This window comes from Streptococcus sp. HMSC078D09 (genome assembly GCF_001813675.1).
GTDB lineage: Bacteria > Bacillota > Bacilli > Lactobacillales > Streptococcaceae > Streptococcus.
The window spans coordinates 19575-34778 of sequence record NZ_KV813650.1 but is presented as its reverse complement, the minus strand read 5'-3'; the positions used below and the strand labels follow the sequence as shown (position 1 = coordinate 34778).

16 protein-coding genes are annotated in these 15204 nt (G+C 41.5%); 3 read left to right on the top strand and 13 right to left on the bottom strand.

The window, feature by feature from the left end; translation table 11 throughout:
- Window positions 1-522, top strand: a 522-nt coding sequence (locus HMPREF2926_RS00160) for a biotin transporter BioY (RefSeq protein ID WP_256262993.1), incomplete at its 5' end; no start/stop codon positions are given.
- Between the two features lie 154 nt (window positions 523-676).
- Here HMPREF2926_RS00160 and HMPREF2926_RS00155 read toward each other — a convergent pair.
- Together HMPREF2926_RS00155 and HMPREF2926_RS00150 are read right to left on the bottom strand one after the other, a co-directional pair.
- Window positions 677-1399 (bottom strand): ABC transporter permease, encoded by a 723-nt coding sequence (locus tag HMPREF2926_RS00155; RefSeq protein ID WP_070586066.1) that lies wholly within the window; start codon window positions 1397-1399, stop codon window positions 677-679.
- A 1-nt stretch (window position 1400) separates the two neighbouring features.
- Window positions 1401-2357: an ABC transporter ATP-binding protein gene (locus HMPREF2926_RS00150; protein WP_070586065.1), complete on the bottom strand. Its 957-nt coding sequence runs from the start codon at window positions 2355-2357 to the stop codon at window positions 1401-1403.
- A 106-nt stretch (window positions 2358-2463) separates the two neighbouring features.
- Between HMPREF2926_RS00150 and HMPREF2926_RS00145 the strand changes: the two genes are divergently transcribed.
- Together HMPREF2926_RS00145 and HMPREF2926_RS00140 are read left to right on the top strand one after the other, a co-directional pair.
- Window positions 2464-3174 (top strand): LytR/AlgR family response regulator transcription factor, encoded by a 711-nt coding sequence (locus tag HMPREF2926_RS00145; protein WP_070586064.1) that lies wholly within the window; start codon window positions 2464-2466, stop codon window positions 3172-3174.
- On the top strand, window positions 3174-4451 hold the full coding sequence (locus tag HMPREF2926_RS00140) for a sensor histidine kinase (RefSeq protein ID WP_070586063.1): 1278 nt from the start codon (window positions 3174-3176) through the stop codon (window positions 4449-4451). Before HMPREF2926_RS00145 ends, HMPREF2926_RS00140 begins: the two co-directional genes overlap by 1 nt.
- Before the next feature lie 97 nt (window positions 4452-4548).
- Here the strand turns inward: HMPREF2926_RS00140 and HMPREF2926_RS00135 are convergent, their stop codons facing one another.
- The 11 genes from HMPREF2926_RS00135 to HMPREF2926_RS00085 all read right to left on the bottom strand — a co-directional run bounded on the left by HMPREF2926_RS00135 (window position 4549) and on the right by HMPREF2926_RS00085 (window position 15024).
- Window positions 4549-7092 (bottom strand): M1 family metallopeptidase, encoded by a 2544-nt coding sequence (locus HMPREF2926_RS00135; RefSeq protein ID WP_070586062.1) that lies wholly within the window; start codon window positions 7090-7092, stop codon window positions 4549-4551.
- A gap of 130 nt (window positions 7093-7222) precedes the next feature.
- Window positions 7223-7876: a phosphate signaling complex protein PhoU gene (gene phoU, locus HMPREF2926_RS00130; RefSeq protein ID WP_003006603.1), complete on the bottom strand. Its 654-nt coding sequence runs from the start codon at window positions 7874-7876 to the stop codon at window positions 7223-7225.
- A 12-nt stretch (window positions 7877-7888) separates the two neighbouring features.
- Window positions 7889-8647, bottom strand: coding sequence for a phosphate ABC transporter ATP-binding protein PstB (pstB, locus tag HMPREF2926_RS00125; protein ID WP_061591385.1), 759 nt, complete (start codon window positions 8645-8647; stop codon window positions 7889-7891).
- 29 nt (window positions 8648-8676) lie between these two features.
- Window positions 8677-9480, bottom strand: a complete 804-nt coding sequence (pstB, locus tag HMPREF2926_RS00120) for a phosphate ABC transporter ATP-binding protein PstB (protein ID WP_003006600.1) — start codon at window positions 9478-9480, stop codon at window positions 8677-8679.
- A 10-nt stretch (window positions 9481-9490) separates the two neighbouring features.
- Window positions 9491-10375, bottom strand: a complete 885-nt coding sequence (gene pstA, locus HMPREF2926_RS00115; RefSeq protein WP_070586061.1) for a phosphate ABC transporter permease PstA — start codon at window positions 10373-10375, stop codon at window positions 9491-9493.
- Window positions 10365-11276 (bottom strand): phosphate ABC transporter permease subunit PstC, encoded by a 912-nt coding sequence (gene pstC, locus HMPREF2926_RS00110; RefSeq protein ID WP_014713132.1) that lies wholly within the window; start codon window positions 11274-11276, stop codon window positions 10365-10367. The genes pstA and pstC overlap by 11 nt, the downstream gene beginning before the upstream one ends.
- Before the next feature lie 16 nt (window positions 11277-11292).
- A complete protein-coding gene (locus HMPREF2926_RS00105) occupies window positions 11293-12159 on the bottom strand; it encodes a phosphate ABC transporter substrate-binding protein PstS family protein (protein WP_049490904.1) in 867 nt (288 codons plus the stop codon).
- A gap of 107 nt (window positions 12160-12266) precedes the next feature.
- A complete protein-coding gene (locus HMPREF2926_RS00100) occupies window positions 12267-13571 on the bottom strand; it encodes an RsmF rRNA methyltransferase first C-terminal domain-containing protein (protein WP_070586060.1) in 1305 nt (434 codons plus the stop codon).
- Complete coding sequence (locus tag HMPREF2926_RS00095; RefSeq protein WP_070586059.1) at window positions 13572-14342, bottom strand: inositol monophosphatase family protein; 771 nt, start codon at window positions 14340-14342, stop codon at window positions 13572-13574.
- On the bottom strand, window positions 14332-14610 hold the full coding sequence (locus HMPREF2926_RS00090; RefSeq protein WP_003003480.1) for a UPF0223 family protein: 279 nt from the start codon (window positions 14608-14610) through the stop codon (window positions 14332-14334). The genes HMPREF2926_RS00095 and HMPREF2926_RS00090 overlap by 11 nt, the downstream gene beginning before the upstream one ends.
- A gap of 12 nt (window positions 14611-14622) precedes the next feature.
- Window positions 14623-15024: a Spx/MgsR family RNA polymerase-binding regulatory protein gene (locus HMPREF2926_RS00085; RefSeq protein WP_021152971.1), complete on the bottom strand. Its 402-nt coding sequence runs from the start codon at window positions 15022-15024 to the stop codon at window positions 14623-14625.
- Window positions 15025-15204 lie beyond the last annotated feature (180 nt).

Here is a 15204-nt window from a genome sequence, read left to right as displayed (position 1 = left end):
TTTCCCTTAGTACTCATCTCCATTGGAGTGGCAATGATCTCCGTCCTATCTCAATTCACCATTCCATTTGGTCCAATTCCTTTGACCCTACAGACACTCATGATCGGGATCATCGGGACCATCTATAAACCCAGCCATGCCTTTATCACTGTCTGTCTTTATTTACTGTTAGGCTTCTTAGGCTTTCCAGTATTTGCAGGCGGTGCTGGTGGCGCTTCGCATTTCCTTGGCCCTACCGCTGGTTTCCTCCTCTTCTTCCCATTCCGAGCATGGATCACGTCTTTATTTACCAATGCCAAATCCAGCCTTGTCACTATCTTTTTTGCCAATCTCCTCAGTAGTGCTCTCCTCTTTGTATCAGGAGCTATCGGCTTTATGCTGGTTACGCATACTGATCTCCAAAAAGCATTTGCTTTGGTCGTTGCTCCCTTTATCCTTGCTGACCTCATCAAATTGATCATCATTACGATCACCAGCAAGGCAATTTTTGCCAGCCTCAAACACCACTGGTATTTCAAATAAGATACAAAGGGTTTAGCGGATATATTAAAAAAATCAACATCTGAACACAGATGTTGATTTTTGTTATAGGGATACATTTATAAATCTCTTTAGTTAAACTACTTTTAAATGGATTACTGTTTCGAAGAAGAACCTTCTATCTACCCTCCTTCCTTTATTTTTCCTTATAAAGAACTCTCAAGATCAGTAACTGTGTTAGCAAAATCCAGATGATCAGAATAGTGAAGTCAAACAATGAGATGCTGTCATGACCATAGACACTAGCTCGTAGGAGGTTGACAGAAGGGACAAAAGGAAGAACATGGTAGAGATGGTTTATCCAATCTGGAAGACGACTTGCTGGGTACATAATTGGCGAAAACATCAAACCAATCATAAGAATTAACTGAGACATCAACGTGACAATATTGGGATTAAAAGTATAAGCAATGGCAAATCCAAGACTGATCATCGTAAGACAGATCAGAAATAGGATGAAAACAGCCAGAACAGATACATTTAGGCGGACAGAAAAACGAAAATAGCCCAGTATAACAGAAAGGAATACCCCAGGTAAAATAGCAATCATCCACATCCAAAGATCTGCTAAGGAAATCAGAAGTCGAGGTATTGGAAGGGCTCGTACATAGTCTACATGTCCTTCTGACTTCGCATTTGCTATAACAGGTGATGAGATCGTACAGCCAATAGAAATAATACCTATCAGAACTGAACCAGAAGAGAGATAGTAGGCAGCTGTCGTATCAATCTCACCTATCACTAGTGGATAACCAAAAAGAAGTGAAATGGATAACAGAACCTGAGCTAACGTAAAGAGTAGAAACAGATCTTTTTGACGAAGATAGTTCCAACGAAGTAAGTAAAAAAATTGAGTCATATCAGTTTGTCAACTCCTCTCTATAAAGATCTGAAATGGATATGTTTTTCTGAGTAAGTGACAAATTTAAAATATTCTTTCTATCCAATTCCTGTGTGATTTTTGGTAGCAGTCTCGTTAACTCCTTCTCTTCTATTTCAATACGACAAATTGAACCGTTGATAATGGTGTAATCTTGAAATAGAGCTAAGCTATCTTTATTCCTAAACTCAAAAGAGATTTGATACTGTTTTTGATAGGTTATTTGCTGAACTGGTCCTGATTTGATTAACTTCCCATGGTTAAATAAGGCATAGTTGTCAGCATATTTTTCAACTTCTAAGAGATTATGCGTCACAATAATAATGGTATGACCTTTATGCGCTAGCTTCTGTAATAATTGCCATTGTTTTTCACGACGTATTGGATCAACATCGTTCGTCGGCTCATCAAGAAGAATGATGGTCGGAGATCCGATTAAAGCCATTGCAAAAGAGGTCAGGCGCTTTAAACCACCTGAAAGGTCCTTTCCTTGTTTTGCCCGGTACTCCTTAATTTCCAACTCGGTTAAGAGCTGATCCATTTCTTTTTGCAAATCCAAGGTGTTTAACCCTCTCATTCTTCCAAGCATTTCTAAGTTTTGTTCCACCGTCAATTTCTCAAGTGGGGCATACTGTTGAGACATATAGCTCATCATTGAGCGAGCTTGTTTACGATTTTGAACAAAAGAAATATCTCCATAGCAAACGTCTCCTTGATCAGGTTTGGTAAAACCAATCATTTGATTTAAGAGGGTGGACTTACCAGCGCCATTGTGTCCTAAAAAAGCTGTAATTTTAGCAGCTTCTATTTCTAAGGAAATATGATTATTAGCAAAATGTTGCTTATCGAATGATTTTGTCAAATCTCTAATAGTCAGTGTCGCAAATGTCTTCATCTCATCACTCAAGACTGAGAAGATTTTCCCAGCTTCCTTCATTTTTGATAAGATTATTGTATAATAAACATATGACTTTCCAAGGTTTACGTCATGATTTACCATTTTAGTGTCATAATTAGCCAACTCAATTTGATAAGGGGGACTTATGTTAAACGTCGTTATTTGTGATGACTCAACTAGAGATGCTAGTCAGTTAGAACAGTATTTACTTTCTTACGACAAGGTTCCTGTAGAAACAAAACTATATACAAATCCACAAAAAATGCTAGAACAGTTAACAAGGGATACACATTGTGTTTTTTTGGATATTGATATGCCACAAATTTCTGGAATTGACCTTGCACGTGAAATTCGTCAGTTCAATCCTTTTATCCCCATTATTTTTGTGACCAGCTATCGTGATTATATGGAACAAGTATTTGAAGTACAGACTTTTGATTACTTAGTAAAACCAATTGAACCTCAAAGGCTAAATAAGGTAGTAGACAGAATTTTACGTTATTTAGATTTAGGACAAACCATCTTTAACTTCTCATTTGGAAAACAAAGTTACTCTATTCCTTTAAGTGACATTACCTATTTTGAGAAAGATAAGCGTTCCGTTTTTATTTACACACTAGCAGATACCTATAAGTCCTTACTGAAAACTCAAGAAATTTTAGATAAACTACCTGATTATTTTATTCAAATTCATGCTTCTTATATTGTAAATCCCAAATATATCAAAGATTTTGATGCGAAAACAGTAACTATTTTGCTCAATGGAACCGAGGAGCATTCACTTCCAATTAGTCGTAAGTTCCAGTCTTCTTTTAAAGAAAAATACTATAACTATCTCAGTGAAAGGAATTTCTAATGCTAATAGGATTGCGGATCATTAGTATCTTGTTTGACTTATTTCTGGCAAGTGTTTTATTTTATAGGCCAATATCCAAAAGTAAACATTCAAAAGAGACACTTTTAGTCCTTTGTTGTTGCTTTCTTTTTCATGTGGCTCTTGTGTTTCTATTTATAGAAAGTCGTGTGTTTTTAGTTAGCAATCTCTTCCTGAGTATTGTAGAATCCTCTCTTGTAGGACTCTATTTTGGCTACTCCTTTCGTGATTCTTCCTTTTGGATATTCTTACAAACAAGCCTGACATTATTAGCCGGAGCTGTCCTCAATCAAGCTATCCAACTATTTCTTCCACTGTCAAAAGTATCGAAAAATTTAGAACTGATTAGTGGTTACCTTGCCATCAGTTTTCTTTTTTCAACTGCGATCACTCTTGTTCTTCGACAGCTATTTCGAACACATCAAAAGTTAAGCATGGCAACTTCTAGAAGAAATTGGCTTTATCAATTTATCGTGCCTATTTTATCGATTATTTTTGCCTTTACTGTATCTGCTATTCAAGGGCAAGTATTTGGACCAGATTATCTTTCTGTCATTTCACTCTTGTCTCTTATTGTATTGTCCTTTTCCTCGCTGTATTTTACCTTACACCTTTCTCAACAACAGCACGCTGATTATCAAAATAAATTAGATAAAGAACAACTTCAATTTCAATTAAGAGAAACACAACAGTCTCAAGAAGAATACCAACGATTGCAAAGTCTTCGGCATGACTTAAAAAATAAACATTTAACCCTCTTGGCACTTCTAGAAGAAAATCCTGATGAGGCTAGAGAGTACCTTCAATCGTTAACCGATAGTATTTCAGGAAAACAAACCTTTTACTCAAAAAATCCAACGGTTAATTATTTACTGAATCAAAAACTTCACGATGTGGAAGATGAAATTGAATTGGAAATTAACTGCTTTATCCCACAAGAGTTATCTATTCAGCCAGATGTTCTAGCTGTTATTTTAGGAAATTGTTTAGATAATAGTATTTCAGCCTGTCTTCGATTGACTGATAAATCAGAGCGAACATTGGCTCTGAATATACGTTATTTTCAACAAAACCTATTTATTTCGATCAACAATACCTTTAATGAACAAGAACAAGAGACTCGTAAAACACGTCAAAGAGATGGTTGGGGCTTACGAAACGTTGATGCTCTAGTACAAGAATACCAAGGAACTGTCAAGCGTTTCAAAGAAAATGGCCACTATCGAACGGAGATTCTCTTACCAAGTCCAATAAACTAATGATCCTTCTCCTTCGATATCCAATACAAATGATTCATTGAAAAACAAAAGATGCTACAGAATTCATTCTGTAGCATCTTTTATAAATTTATTTCATTTATTTCGTAGCAAGGATAGCGGCTTCTACTGCTGCTTTTTCCCGTTGGATCAAATCCACACGCGCTGCAATTTCCTTGATACCCATGCTGATGTTTCGGCTGATAGCCATATCATCCAATTGAGGCTCAAAGAAGGCCTTATATTCATTCAAGCGTTCACGGGTCTTGAAACAGTTAGCTGGATAGATGACAAACTTATCAAAGCTCATATCACCACCGAGGGCTTTCTTGACCCAATCCCAGTTTTCACGCGCCCAAGTCCAAGTTCTTCCTTGGGTAAAGTCATCGTGTAAGAAGTTGTAGTACCAACTCATAGCCAAGTCCTGAGGTTTCACCACATCCTTGTTCTTCCACTCCTTCAATAGAGCTTCCAAAGTTTCCTCATCCTTGGTATAAGAAAGTGCAGCCGCCAACTGGCGTTTAAAGTTCCCATCTACTGTCTTAACATAAGTATCCAGGTATTGTTGGCTAAGCTCCTTGGTTTCCTGGTGCTTGATTTGGTTGACCAAGATTTGCAGGCGGATGGCAGCTGGAAGTTTTTCCAAATCATCTGCATGTGCTTCAAAGATAGCGCTCGCTTGAGCTTTTGCAGCTTCATCATTGGCCTTGATCATATTAGCAATCATTAGCTGACGAACTTTTTCGTCTTCTTCTGTTTCACCAGGCTTAGCTTCTAGACCCAAGCGTTCAAAGTTGTAACGGTTCAAGCGTTTCAACAACTCATGGAAGGCAGCTTCTGTTTCAGTTCCTTCATCCACAAAGAGACTGATTCCAGCTAAGACGCTCGAAACAGCTGAAACAACCAAGTAGGAACTTTCTTCTGTTAAGTGTTCAATCACTGGCAAGAGGCTTGCATAAGAAATTTGACCACTTTCAGCTAAAAGACGACGTTCTTGAACCACTTGTAATTTCGAAGTGCTATCCAAGCTAGCAAGGTCAGCAAGGATGTCTTCCAACAATTCCCCACTGTAGTCACTGATATAGTGAGCTGTATTTTCTGTATTGAAGCGAAGAGCTCCGCTGTTAGCTGCTTTCAAGGCACTGTAGTTTGGAATTTCTAAAACTTCTGTTTCCAAGGTATCTGGAATACCCGTCCAGTTGCTATTTAACGGAACAACCCACTTGCGTCCTTTTTCTTCTCTTTCTCCGATGAAGAACTGCTCTTGACGGATGATCAAGGTATCGTTTTCCACAGAAGCTGAAACAACAGGGTATCCTGGTTGCTCCAACCAAGAATCCATAAAGGCTGCGACATCACGACCTGAAGCTTGCCCAAGAGCATCCCAAAGGTCACGACCGATAGTATTGCCGTATTGGTGTTTTTCAAAGTAGATCTTCAACCCTTTACGGAAAGCATCATCCCCTAACCAACGGCGGAGCATGTGCATGAGACGGCTACCCTTGGCGTAAACGATTGCTGGGTCAAAGAGGGTGTTGATCTCATCAGGGTGTTTGACTTCCACATGGACGGATTGAACGCCATCTGTAGCATCGCGTTTCAAGGCAGCAGGCACTCCAGTTGTTTGGAAGTCTTCAAAGATATTCCAGCTTGGTTCAATGGCATCCAAGCTGACATATTCCATCATATTGGCAAAGCTTTCATTCAACCAGAGATCATCCCACCATTTCATGGTCACGAGGTTTCCGAACCATTGGTGAGCCAATTCGTGAGCCACCACCAAGGCTACTGTTTGACGGCTTTGGGCCGTAGAGTTTTCATCTACTAGAAGGTAGACTTCACGGTAGGTTACCAAGCCCCAGTTTTCCATCGCTCCTGAAGAGAAGTCTGGAAGGGCGATATGAAGGGATTGAGGGATTGGATACCTCACGCCATAGTAGTCTTCATAAAATTCAATAGCACGAACGGCAATATCCAATGAGAAGTCCAAGTTTTCTAATGGGTGAGCTTTGGTAGAGTAGACACCGACTAGGGTTCCATTCTTGGTCTTAGCTGTCACTCCTTGAAGATCTCCAGCAGCAAAGGCAAGGAGGTAAGAAGACATCCGTGGAGTCGTAGCAAATTTCCAAATTCCTGTTTCTTTGCGGTTTTCCACATCGATTTCAGGCATATTTGAAAGGGCAATTTCACCTTCTTCTTGGTCAAATTTCAAAGAAAGATCGAACGTTGCTTTAGCTTCAGGCTCGTCCACACTTGGAAAGGCTTCACGCGCAAAATGGCTCTCAAACTGAGTTGAAAGGACTTCCTTCTTCACACCATCAATACTGTAGTAAGATGGGTAAATCCCAGTCATATTGTCTGTGATCTTACCAGAATAGGTCAGGGTAACTGTCACTTGACCTGTGCCTTCCAATTCAACATAAACTGCTTCATTGGCATCATCAACCGTAAATGGACGAGCTTGACCGGCTACCTCTACTGTTTCGATGGTAAAATCCTTTTGGTGAAGCGAGATCTTGTCCGCCTTGGCTTGACCTGTGATTACCACACGACCGCTAAAGGTCTTAGTTTTACGACTTAAATCCAAAAACACTTCGTAATGTTCTGGAACGAATGTTTCTACAAAATGTGCAACTGCTTGCATAATTTCCTCCTTTAAATGTTTTACGCTTTTCCAATCAAAAGCCCTAATAAAACTATTTTATCACAAAGTTGGGATAAAAGAAAAGACAAGCATGACAATGCCTGTCTGAGATCGAAAAGACTCCATGATCTTACATTTCGATAATTTTACCTGTTTCAAAGTAAACTACCCATTCACAGATATTTTTTGCATAATCTCCGATGCGTTCCAAGAAGTTGATCACTTGGAAATAATCACGTCCCGTCACGATGGACTCTGGATTTTTCCGAATTTCTTCTGTTGCTAATTCTTGGATACTATCAAAATAATGGTTGATGACTTCATCTCGTGAAGCAACTTCATAGGCCAAATCCACATCACCTTTGAGGTAAACATCTAGTGTCGCTTCGACAAAATCTTTGACTTCACGGCCCATCTTGCTGATTTCTTCCTCAACAGATTGGATACGGACTTCCCCTTTCATGCGAATCGTTGCCTTGGCAATCGATACTGCGTGGTCCCCCATCCGCTCCAAGTCAGAAACTGCTTTTAAGACGGTCATCACGACACGAAGGTCTTGTGAAACCGGCTGTTGAAGGGCGATAATCTCAAAAGACTTACGCTCTAGCTTCACTTCGTATTCGTTGATCTCCGCATCATCTTCGATGACCTGACGGGCCAATTCACGGTCATGGGTCACGAAAGCACGAACCGTACGGTTGATCTGACTCAACACTTCATTTCCCATTGCATAAAACTGGTTATGCAACTTCTCTAAATCTTCTTCAAATTGAACTCGTAACATTTTATTTTCTTCCTATCCAAATTTACCAGAGACATAGTCTTCTGTTTCTTTCTTAGCTGGGTTCAAGAACATTTCATTGGTATCATTGTACTCGATCAAATCCCCATCCAAGAAAAAGGCAGTTTTATCGGAAATCCGACTTGCTTGTTGCATGGACCGTGTCACCAAGAGCATGGTGTAGCGGTCTTTTAGTCCATACAAGGTTTCTTCAATTTTCCCAGCTGAAATTGGGTCCAGCGCTGAAGTTGGTTCATCCAAAAGAATAATCTTTGGACTGGTCGCAAGGACCCGCGCCACACAGACCCGCTGCTGCTGACCACCGGAAAGCCCAATAGCTGAATCATACAGGCGATCCTTGACTTCATCCCAGATGGACGCGCGTTTCAAAGAGGTTTCAACTGCTTCATCCAAGACAGCCTTGTCCTTGACACCATTAATCATCAATCCATAGGTCACATTATCATAAATGGACATAGGGAAAGGATTGGGCTGTTGGAAGACCATTCCGATTTCCTTACGCAATTCGACCGTATCGGTCCGTGGTCCGTAGATATTATGTCCATTGTAGAGGATAGTTCCTGTAGTGGTGACCTCATGGTTGAGGTCGCCCATGCGGTTAATGGCTTTTAAAAGGGTAGATTTCCCTGATCCTGAAGGACCAATCAAGGCTGTAATCTCCTTTGGAGCAAAGTCCAAGGAGACGCTATTTAGAGCCTTCTTTTTATTGTAATAAACCGACAAGTCCTTGACTTGCAAAATTGGTTCTGTCATTCTATTTTCCTTTTTGTTGTCATTTTACTTTATCCAAAGTGACCAGATACATAATCGTTGGTCGATTGCAATTTCGCATTTTGGAAAATATTCGAAGTCTTATCGTACTCGATGAGGTTTCCAAGATAGAAGAAACCGGTATAATCGCTAGCACGGGCTGCTTGTTGCATGCTGTGGGTCACGATGACAATGGTATAATCCTTCTTCAACTCAAGCATGGTTTCTTCTAATTGCGCTGTCGCGATCGGATCAAGCGCTGAAGCAGGCTCATCCATGAGTAAGATATCTGGTTTCACAGAGATAGCCCGCGCGATACAGAGCCGTTGCTGTTGGCCACCTGAAAGTGTCAAGGCTGATTTATGAAGGTCATCCTTGACCTGATCCCATAGGGCTGCCTGTTTCAAAGAAGTTTCGACCAATTCGTCTAAGATCTTCTTGTCTTTGACTCCAGCGCGTTCATGCGGGAAGGTGATGTTTTTATAAATCGATTTGGCAAAAGGATTGGGCCGTTGGAAAACCATCCCAATGTGCTTGCGCATTTCATAAACATTGATATCTGGACGATTGACATCGATTCCTTCATACCAAATTTCACCCGTTACACGCGCAATATCGATGGTATCATTCATCCGGTTCAAACTACGGAGGTAGGTTGATTTCCCAGATCCTGAAGGACCAATCAAGGCTGTAATCTTATTCTTTTCAAACTGCATGTCAACGCCTTTAATGGACTCGTTTGTTCCATAATAGACATGCAAATCTTTGGTCGATAGGACCACCTTTTCTTCAGGAAAAGTAATGATGTGTCTCTCATCCCAATTGTATTTTGACATTTCTTCTCCTTTAAGCAGATGTTAGTTTTTTATGGAGGTAACTTCCGAGTTTGCGTGCTCCAAAGTTAAAGATCAAGATAAAGATCAAAAGAACTGCGGCAGAACCGGCTGAGACTTCGATCGAGTCTGGAATAGTTCCTTCACTGTTGACCTTCCAGATATGGACGGCCAAGGTTTCAGCCTGACGGAAAATCGAAATTGGACTGGTTACACTAAAGATATTCCAGTTTGACCAATCAAGGGCTGGAGCCGATTGACCTGCAGTATAGATCAAGGCAGCGGCTTCCCCAAAGATCCGTCCAGAGGCCAAGACGACCCCGGTGATAATACTTGGAAGAGCTTCTGGTACCACGACATGAATCACAGTTTCCCAGCGAGACAAGCCCAGTGCTAGACCTGCTTCGCGCTGCGTATGGTGAACGTGCTGCAAGCTATCTTCGATATTGCGGGTCATCTGTGGCAGGTTAAAGACGGTCAAGGCCAAGGCCCCTGAAATGATCGAAAATCCGTATTTGAACTGGACAACGAAAACCAAGTAACCAAAGAGACCTACAACGACAGATGGCAAAGAAGACAAGATCTCAATACAGGTACGAACCAAATTGGTCAAGGGACCTTTTTTAGCATACTCAGAGAGGTAAATCCCAGCTCCAAGAGAAAGTGGGAAGGAAATCACCAAGGTAATGACCAAGAGGAAGAAGGAATTATACAATTGAATTCCGATCCCTCCTCCTGCTTGGTAAGAAGAAGATTTCCCAGTCAAGAAGTGCCAAGATACATGGGGCAAGCCACGGACCAAGATATAAAGGATCAATGAGGCAAGAATCGCAACGATGATCCCTGAAATAGCATACAGCACTCCTGTCGCAATTTTATCCATTCGTTTAGCGTGCATAGTTCTTCTTACCTCTTTCTTTCGTAATCAGTTTAATCACACTGTTAAAGGCAAGACTCATGAGGAGCAATACCAAGGCGAGTGACCAAAGAACATTGTTATTGACCGTACCCATGACGGTATTTCCGATTCCCATGGTCAAAATAGAGGTGAGGGTGGAAGCTGGTGTTGTGAGTGAGGTTGGTACCACTGCCGAGTTTCCGACCACCATCTGGATAGCCAAGGCTTCCCCGAAGGCACGCGCCATACCAAAGACAACCGCTGTAAAGATTCCTGAGCGGGCTGCCTTGAGCGTGACATGCCAAATGGTTTGCCAGCGTGTCGCACCCATGGCCATACTAGCTTCCCGGTAATGACGGGGCACAGCTCGGAGACTATCGGTCGTCATAAAGGTAACAGTTGGCAGGATCATAACAAAGAGGACAAAGACCCCTGAGAGGATCCCGAAACCAGTCCCTCCAAAGAGACTACGCGTAAATGGAACGACCACTTGAAGGCCAATGAATCCGTAAACAACTGAAGGAATCCCCACTAAGAGCTCAATGGCTGGTTGCAAGAAACGAGCTCCTTTAGGAGAGACTTCTGTCATGAAAACTGCTGCACCAATGGCAAACGGCGTTGCCAAGAGGGCAGAAAGCAAGGTTACAATAAAGGAACCTAGAATCATTGGTAGGGCTCCGAATTCCTTTGCAGCAGGATTCCAAGAGCTCCCAAATAGAAAACTAAAGATATTGACTTTATTGACAAAGAAAGTCGATAAACCTTTTTGGGCCACGAAAATCAAAATCATGGCGACGACGACAACAATCAAACTCATACATAGAAAAGTAATGGTTTTCCCAAATTTTTCTAGGCGGGAGTTTTTTGATTTCGTCAGCATTTTTTTTGCTACTTCGTTCATTTTTTACCTAATTCTTTTATTTTTTTGTCACATTCCCTTTTAAATCACGGGTGACTTTCATATCATTGATTGGGATATAGCCCATCTTACCAACAACCTTTTGCTGGATCTCATCGGTCATCATGTAGTCAATAAATTTTTTAGACAACTCATTGGGTTTTCCTTTGGTATACATGTGTTCATAGGACCAGATTGGCCAGTTATTGTTGACAACATTGGCTTTGGTTGGTTCATAACCGTTAAGCTTCATGGTTTTGACACTGCTATCCAAGTAGGTAAAGGCCAGATAAGAGATGGCTCCTGGCGTTTGAGAAACGATGTTTTTCACCATTCCATTAGAGTCTTGCTCTTGGGCCTGCTTGGGTTGTTTGCCATCCATGATAATGGCATCAAAGACAGCACGGCTACCAGAACCAACTGCCCGGTTCACAATCGTGATTTCAAGATCTGGACCTCCCAATTGCTTCCAGTTGGTATATTCACCTGTAAAGATCTTTCGCAATTGCTCTGTTGTCAAATTGTCGATTGAGATATTTTTATTGGCAATGATGGCTGTCCCTGCTACGGCTACCTGATGGTCGACCAGACTAGAGGCATCAATCCCAGATTTTTCCTCCGCAAAGAGGTCACTATTTCCGATATCTACAGCGCCAGATTGAACTTGTGAAAGTCCTGTACCAGAACCTCCTCCTTGTACATTTACAATCTTACCAGGATGTTCTTCAATGTAGCGATCTACTACTCCTTCAACCAAGGGTTGTAAGGCAGTCGATCCGACAGCAGTGATGGATTCTCCGCGATTGATCCAAGAAGCACAAGCAGATAAACTTCCTGCTAATGCGATCGTCGCTAGTCCTAGGATCAGCTTTTTAGACTTTTTCAAATCATGTCTCCTTGATATTTCACTATTTCACTTATGATTTTGACAAGTTTTTTTCAAAAAAACCTGTACTTCCACTATATCATAGAACGGGTTCTTTGCCCAGCATTTTACCTAAAACGAAGCCCCTTTGGATAGAAATTTTTCAGGGTCTGTCCGGTCACTTTGGCAAAGCCCAAACCATTGCCTTCGACCAGGACCTGGTACCATCCATTTGGATGCGTTTCCCTCAATTGAACTGTCTCTCCCGCCACATAATGAACAAAGTCTTCAGGCGTGATCGAAACGGTCTCTTTAACCTCACTCGGTTTCAGAGCAAGGCCCAAGGCAAAACTAGGTTCAAATCGATTTTTCTTGAAGGTCCCTAGGTGCAAACCATTTCGGGCGATTTTTACTTTTCGCAAATCTGGTAAATCAAGCGGAACCAAGTAGAGTTCGTCACCAAAGGTTTCGAGGACACCTTCTAGAGTGATCTTCAAGTGTTTCTTAGAAAACTCCTGCCACCATTTCTTTTGCTCCGCAGATAATTGGTCCTTTTTGGAAGGGATTTTGGCAGGACGATTCTCTCCTAGATAACGGAACTTAGCAACAAATTGTCCCTCCCCTTTAAAGAGATGAGGATACATGCGCGCCGTTTCTGGATGGTCAATGCCTTCTGCCATACCATTGATCTTCTCGATCGTTTCCAATTCTAGATCAAAATTATCTAAGAGCCAGGATACGATCTCTTCATTTTCCTCAGGAGCCCAGGTACAGGTTGAATAAACCAAGGAACCACCTGGAACCAACATCTTGAGAGCATCCTCTAGAATTTCTCTTTGAAGAAGACTACACTCTCGAGGATAATCGATGGACCAATAGTCCATGGCATCTGGTTGCTTACGGAACATCCCCTCACCTGAACACGGGGCGTCTAGTACAATCAGATCAAAAAAGCCTGAGAAAACTTTGGCCAGACGATCGGCAGACTCATTGGTCACCAGCACATTTCGCGCACCAAAGCGTTCTACATTCTCTACAAGAATTTTCGAACGACCCTTGTGGATTTCATTGGAGACCAAGAGTCCCTGATTGTCCAAATAAGACAAGAGCTGGGTGGTCTTTCCACCAGGAGCTGCGGCCAAGTCTAAGACCTTCATTCCTGGCTTAGGCTGGGCGACTTGGGCCACTATCTGAGCTGCTGGCTCTTGCGAATAGACCAAGCCCGTTGCGTGCTCGATGGATTTTCCTGAGATCTTTCCATAATGTCCCCAAGGGGTATTGGGAATCGGATCATCAAATGCTTTTTGAGTTTCTTTCAAAGGATTAATCCGAAAGGCCGATACTGCTTCTTGTTCAAAGGTCGCAAAAAAAGCAGCAGCATCCTCACCTAGAAGATGCTGGTATTTTTCTTTAAAACCATTGGGAAAATTCATTTAACTTCTCCCTTTCTTAAGATAGGTTTGAATTTCTGTTAACTTCACTTTTGGAACCATCATAATGGGTTCCACTGACTGGTAATTAGGTTTATCTCCATTTAGATTTAGAACGGTATAGCCCAACTGTTCCCCCATGATCGCAGCTGCAGCATAATCCCAGGGCCAGATATAGCTAAAATAAGCTAGAATCCCACCTGAGAGAATTTTTGAAAAACTAATACCGGCACTTCCGTAGACCCGAATGCCCAGGGAATCCATACCAAGATCGGACATGCCCCAGTCATTTTTCTCAAGCATACCGACATTTGAAGCAATCAAAAAGTTTTCCAGAGGTTGGTCCACAAAGGGCGTCAGTTCAACCTCATTGCGATACACAGGGAATTCTCCACCCCCGTAAAAAAGGTGATCCCGCATCACATCGTAGATCAGGCCAAACTGACCAATTCCGTCTTCAAAATAGGCCACCATCACCGCAAAATCTTCCTTTTGGGTCACAAAATTATTGGTCCCATCAATAGGATCAATCACCCAAACGGATCCTTCTGAAATCGGTGAACGAAGGCCATTTTCCTCCGCAAAAATCCGATCTTCTGGGTAGCGATGTGTGATTTTTTCAACCAAATCCTTTTGAACCTGTTGGTCCATCTGGGTGACTAAATCTGTCGGCCCAGTCTTTTTTGAGATCATCAAGTCATCATGGAGATGAAGACGCAAGTAGTTTCCAGCCTCTAAAACGATTTGTTTGGCAAACTCTAATTTATTCTTCAAGAGAAAACCATCCTTCCTCTTTTTGCTTTGCAGCCTGGGTCGCACGATAGAGAGAATAACCGCTCACTTCTTCGAACTCCCGTCCAAGACGCTTTTCTTCTCCGATACTAGGCACGACCTTCTTAAAAGCGCGGTAGGCTTCCATGTATTCTTTGGCCTCTACCTTACTTTCATAGGCTTCTTCAACTTTATTGAAAAAAGAAAGCACTGAAGCAAGCTCTTCAGTGCTCCACGATAAGTCCAGTGGGTAACTATAATTTTTTTGCATTCGACATACTTCTTAGTTTATTTCTGCTCTTAGAGTGGCAGAGCGTAACTCTTGTTTGCGATAACTCCGTGGCAAGAAGGCCCGAATTTCATCTTCGTTAAAGCCAATCTGCATGCGTTTGTTATCTAAAATAATCGGTCTCCGCAAGAGACTTGGATTTTCCTCAATCAGACGGATCAAGGCTGAGATGGATAAATCTTCAACATCAACATCTAATTTTTGAAAAATTTTTGAACGAGTTGAAATAATGTCGTCTGTTCCGTTTTCGGTCAAGGCCAATATACTTGTCAACTCCTGTTTGCTCAAAGGACTTGTCATAATATTGTGTTCTTTAAATGGAACATCGTGCTTTTTTAACCAAGCCCGAGCTTTTCGACATGATGTACAACTCGGCGATAAAAATAATGTAATCATGTGGTTCACTTCTTTTTTTATATATAACTATCTGACTCTATTATACAAAAAAAATAGGTGCTTGAAAAGCGCTTTTTTGATTTCTAGACGATTTTTCTGAATTTCAGTGGAAAAAAGAAATCCCTTTCATTTTTCCCAAGAAGAGGCCCGAAAAAAGAGAGTGGGACAGAAATCGGTCAT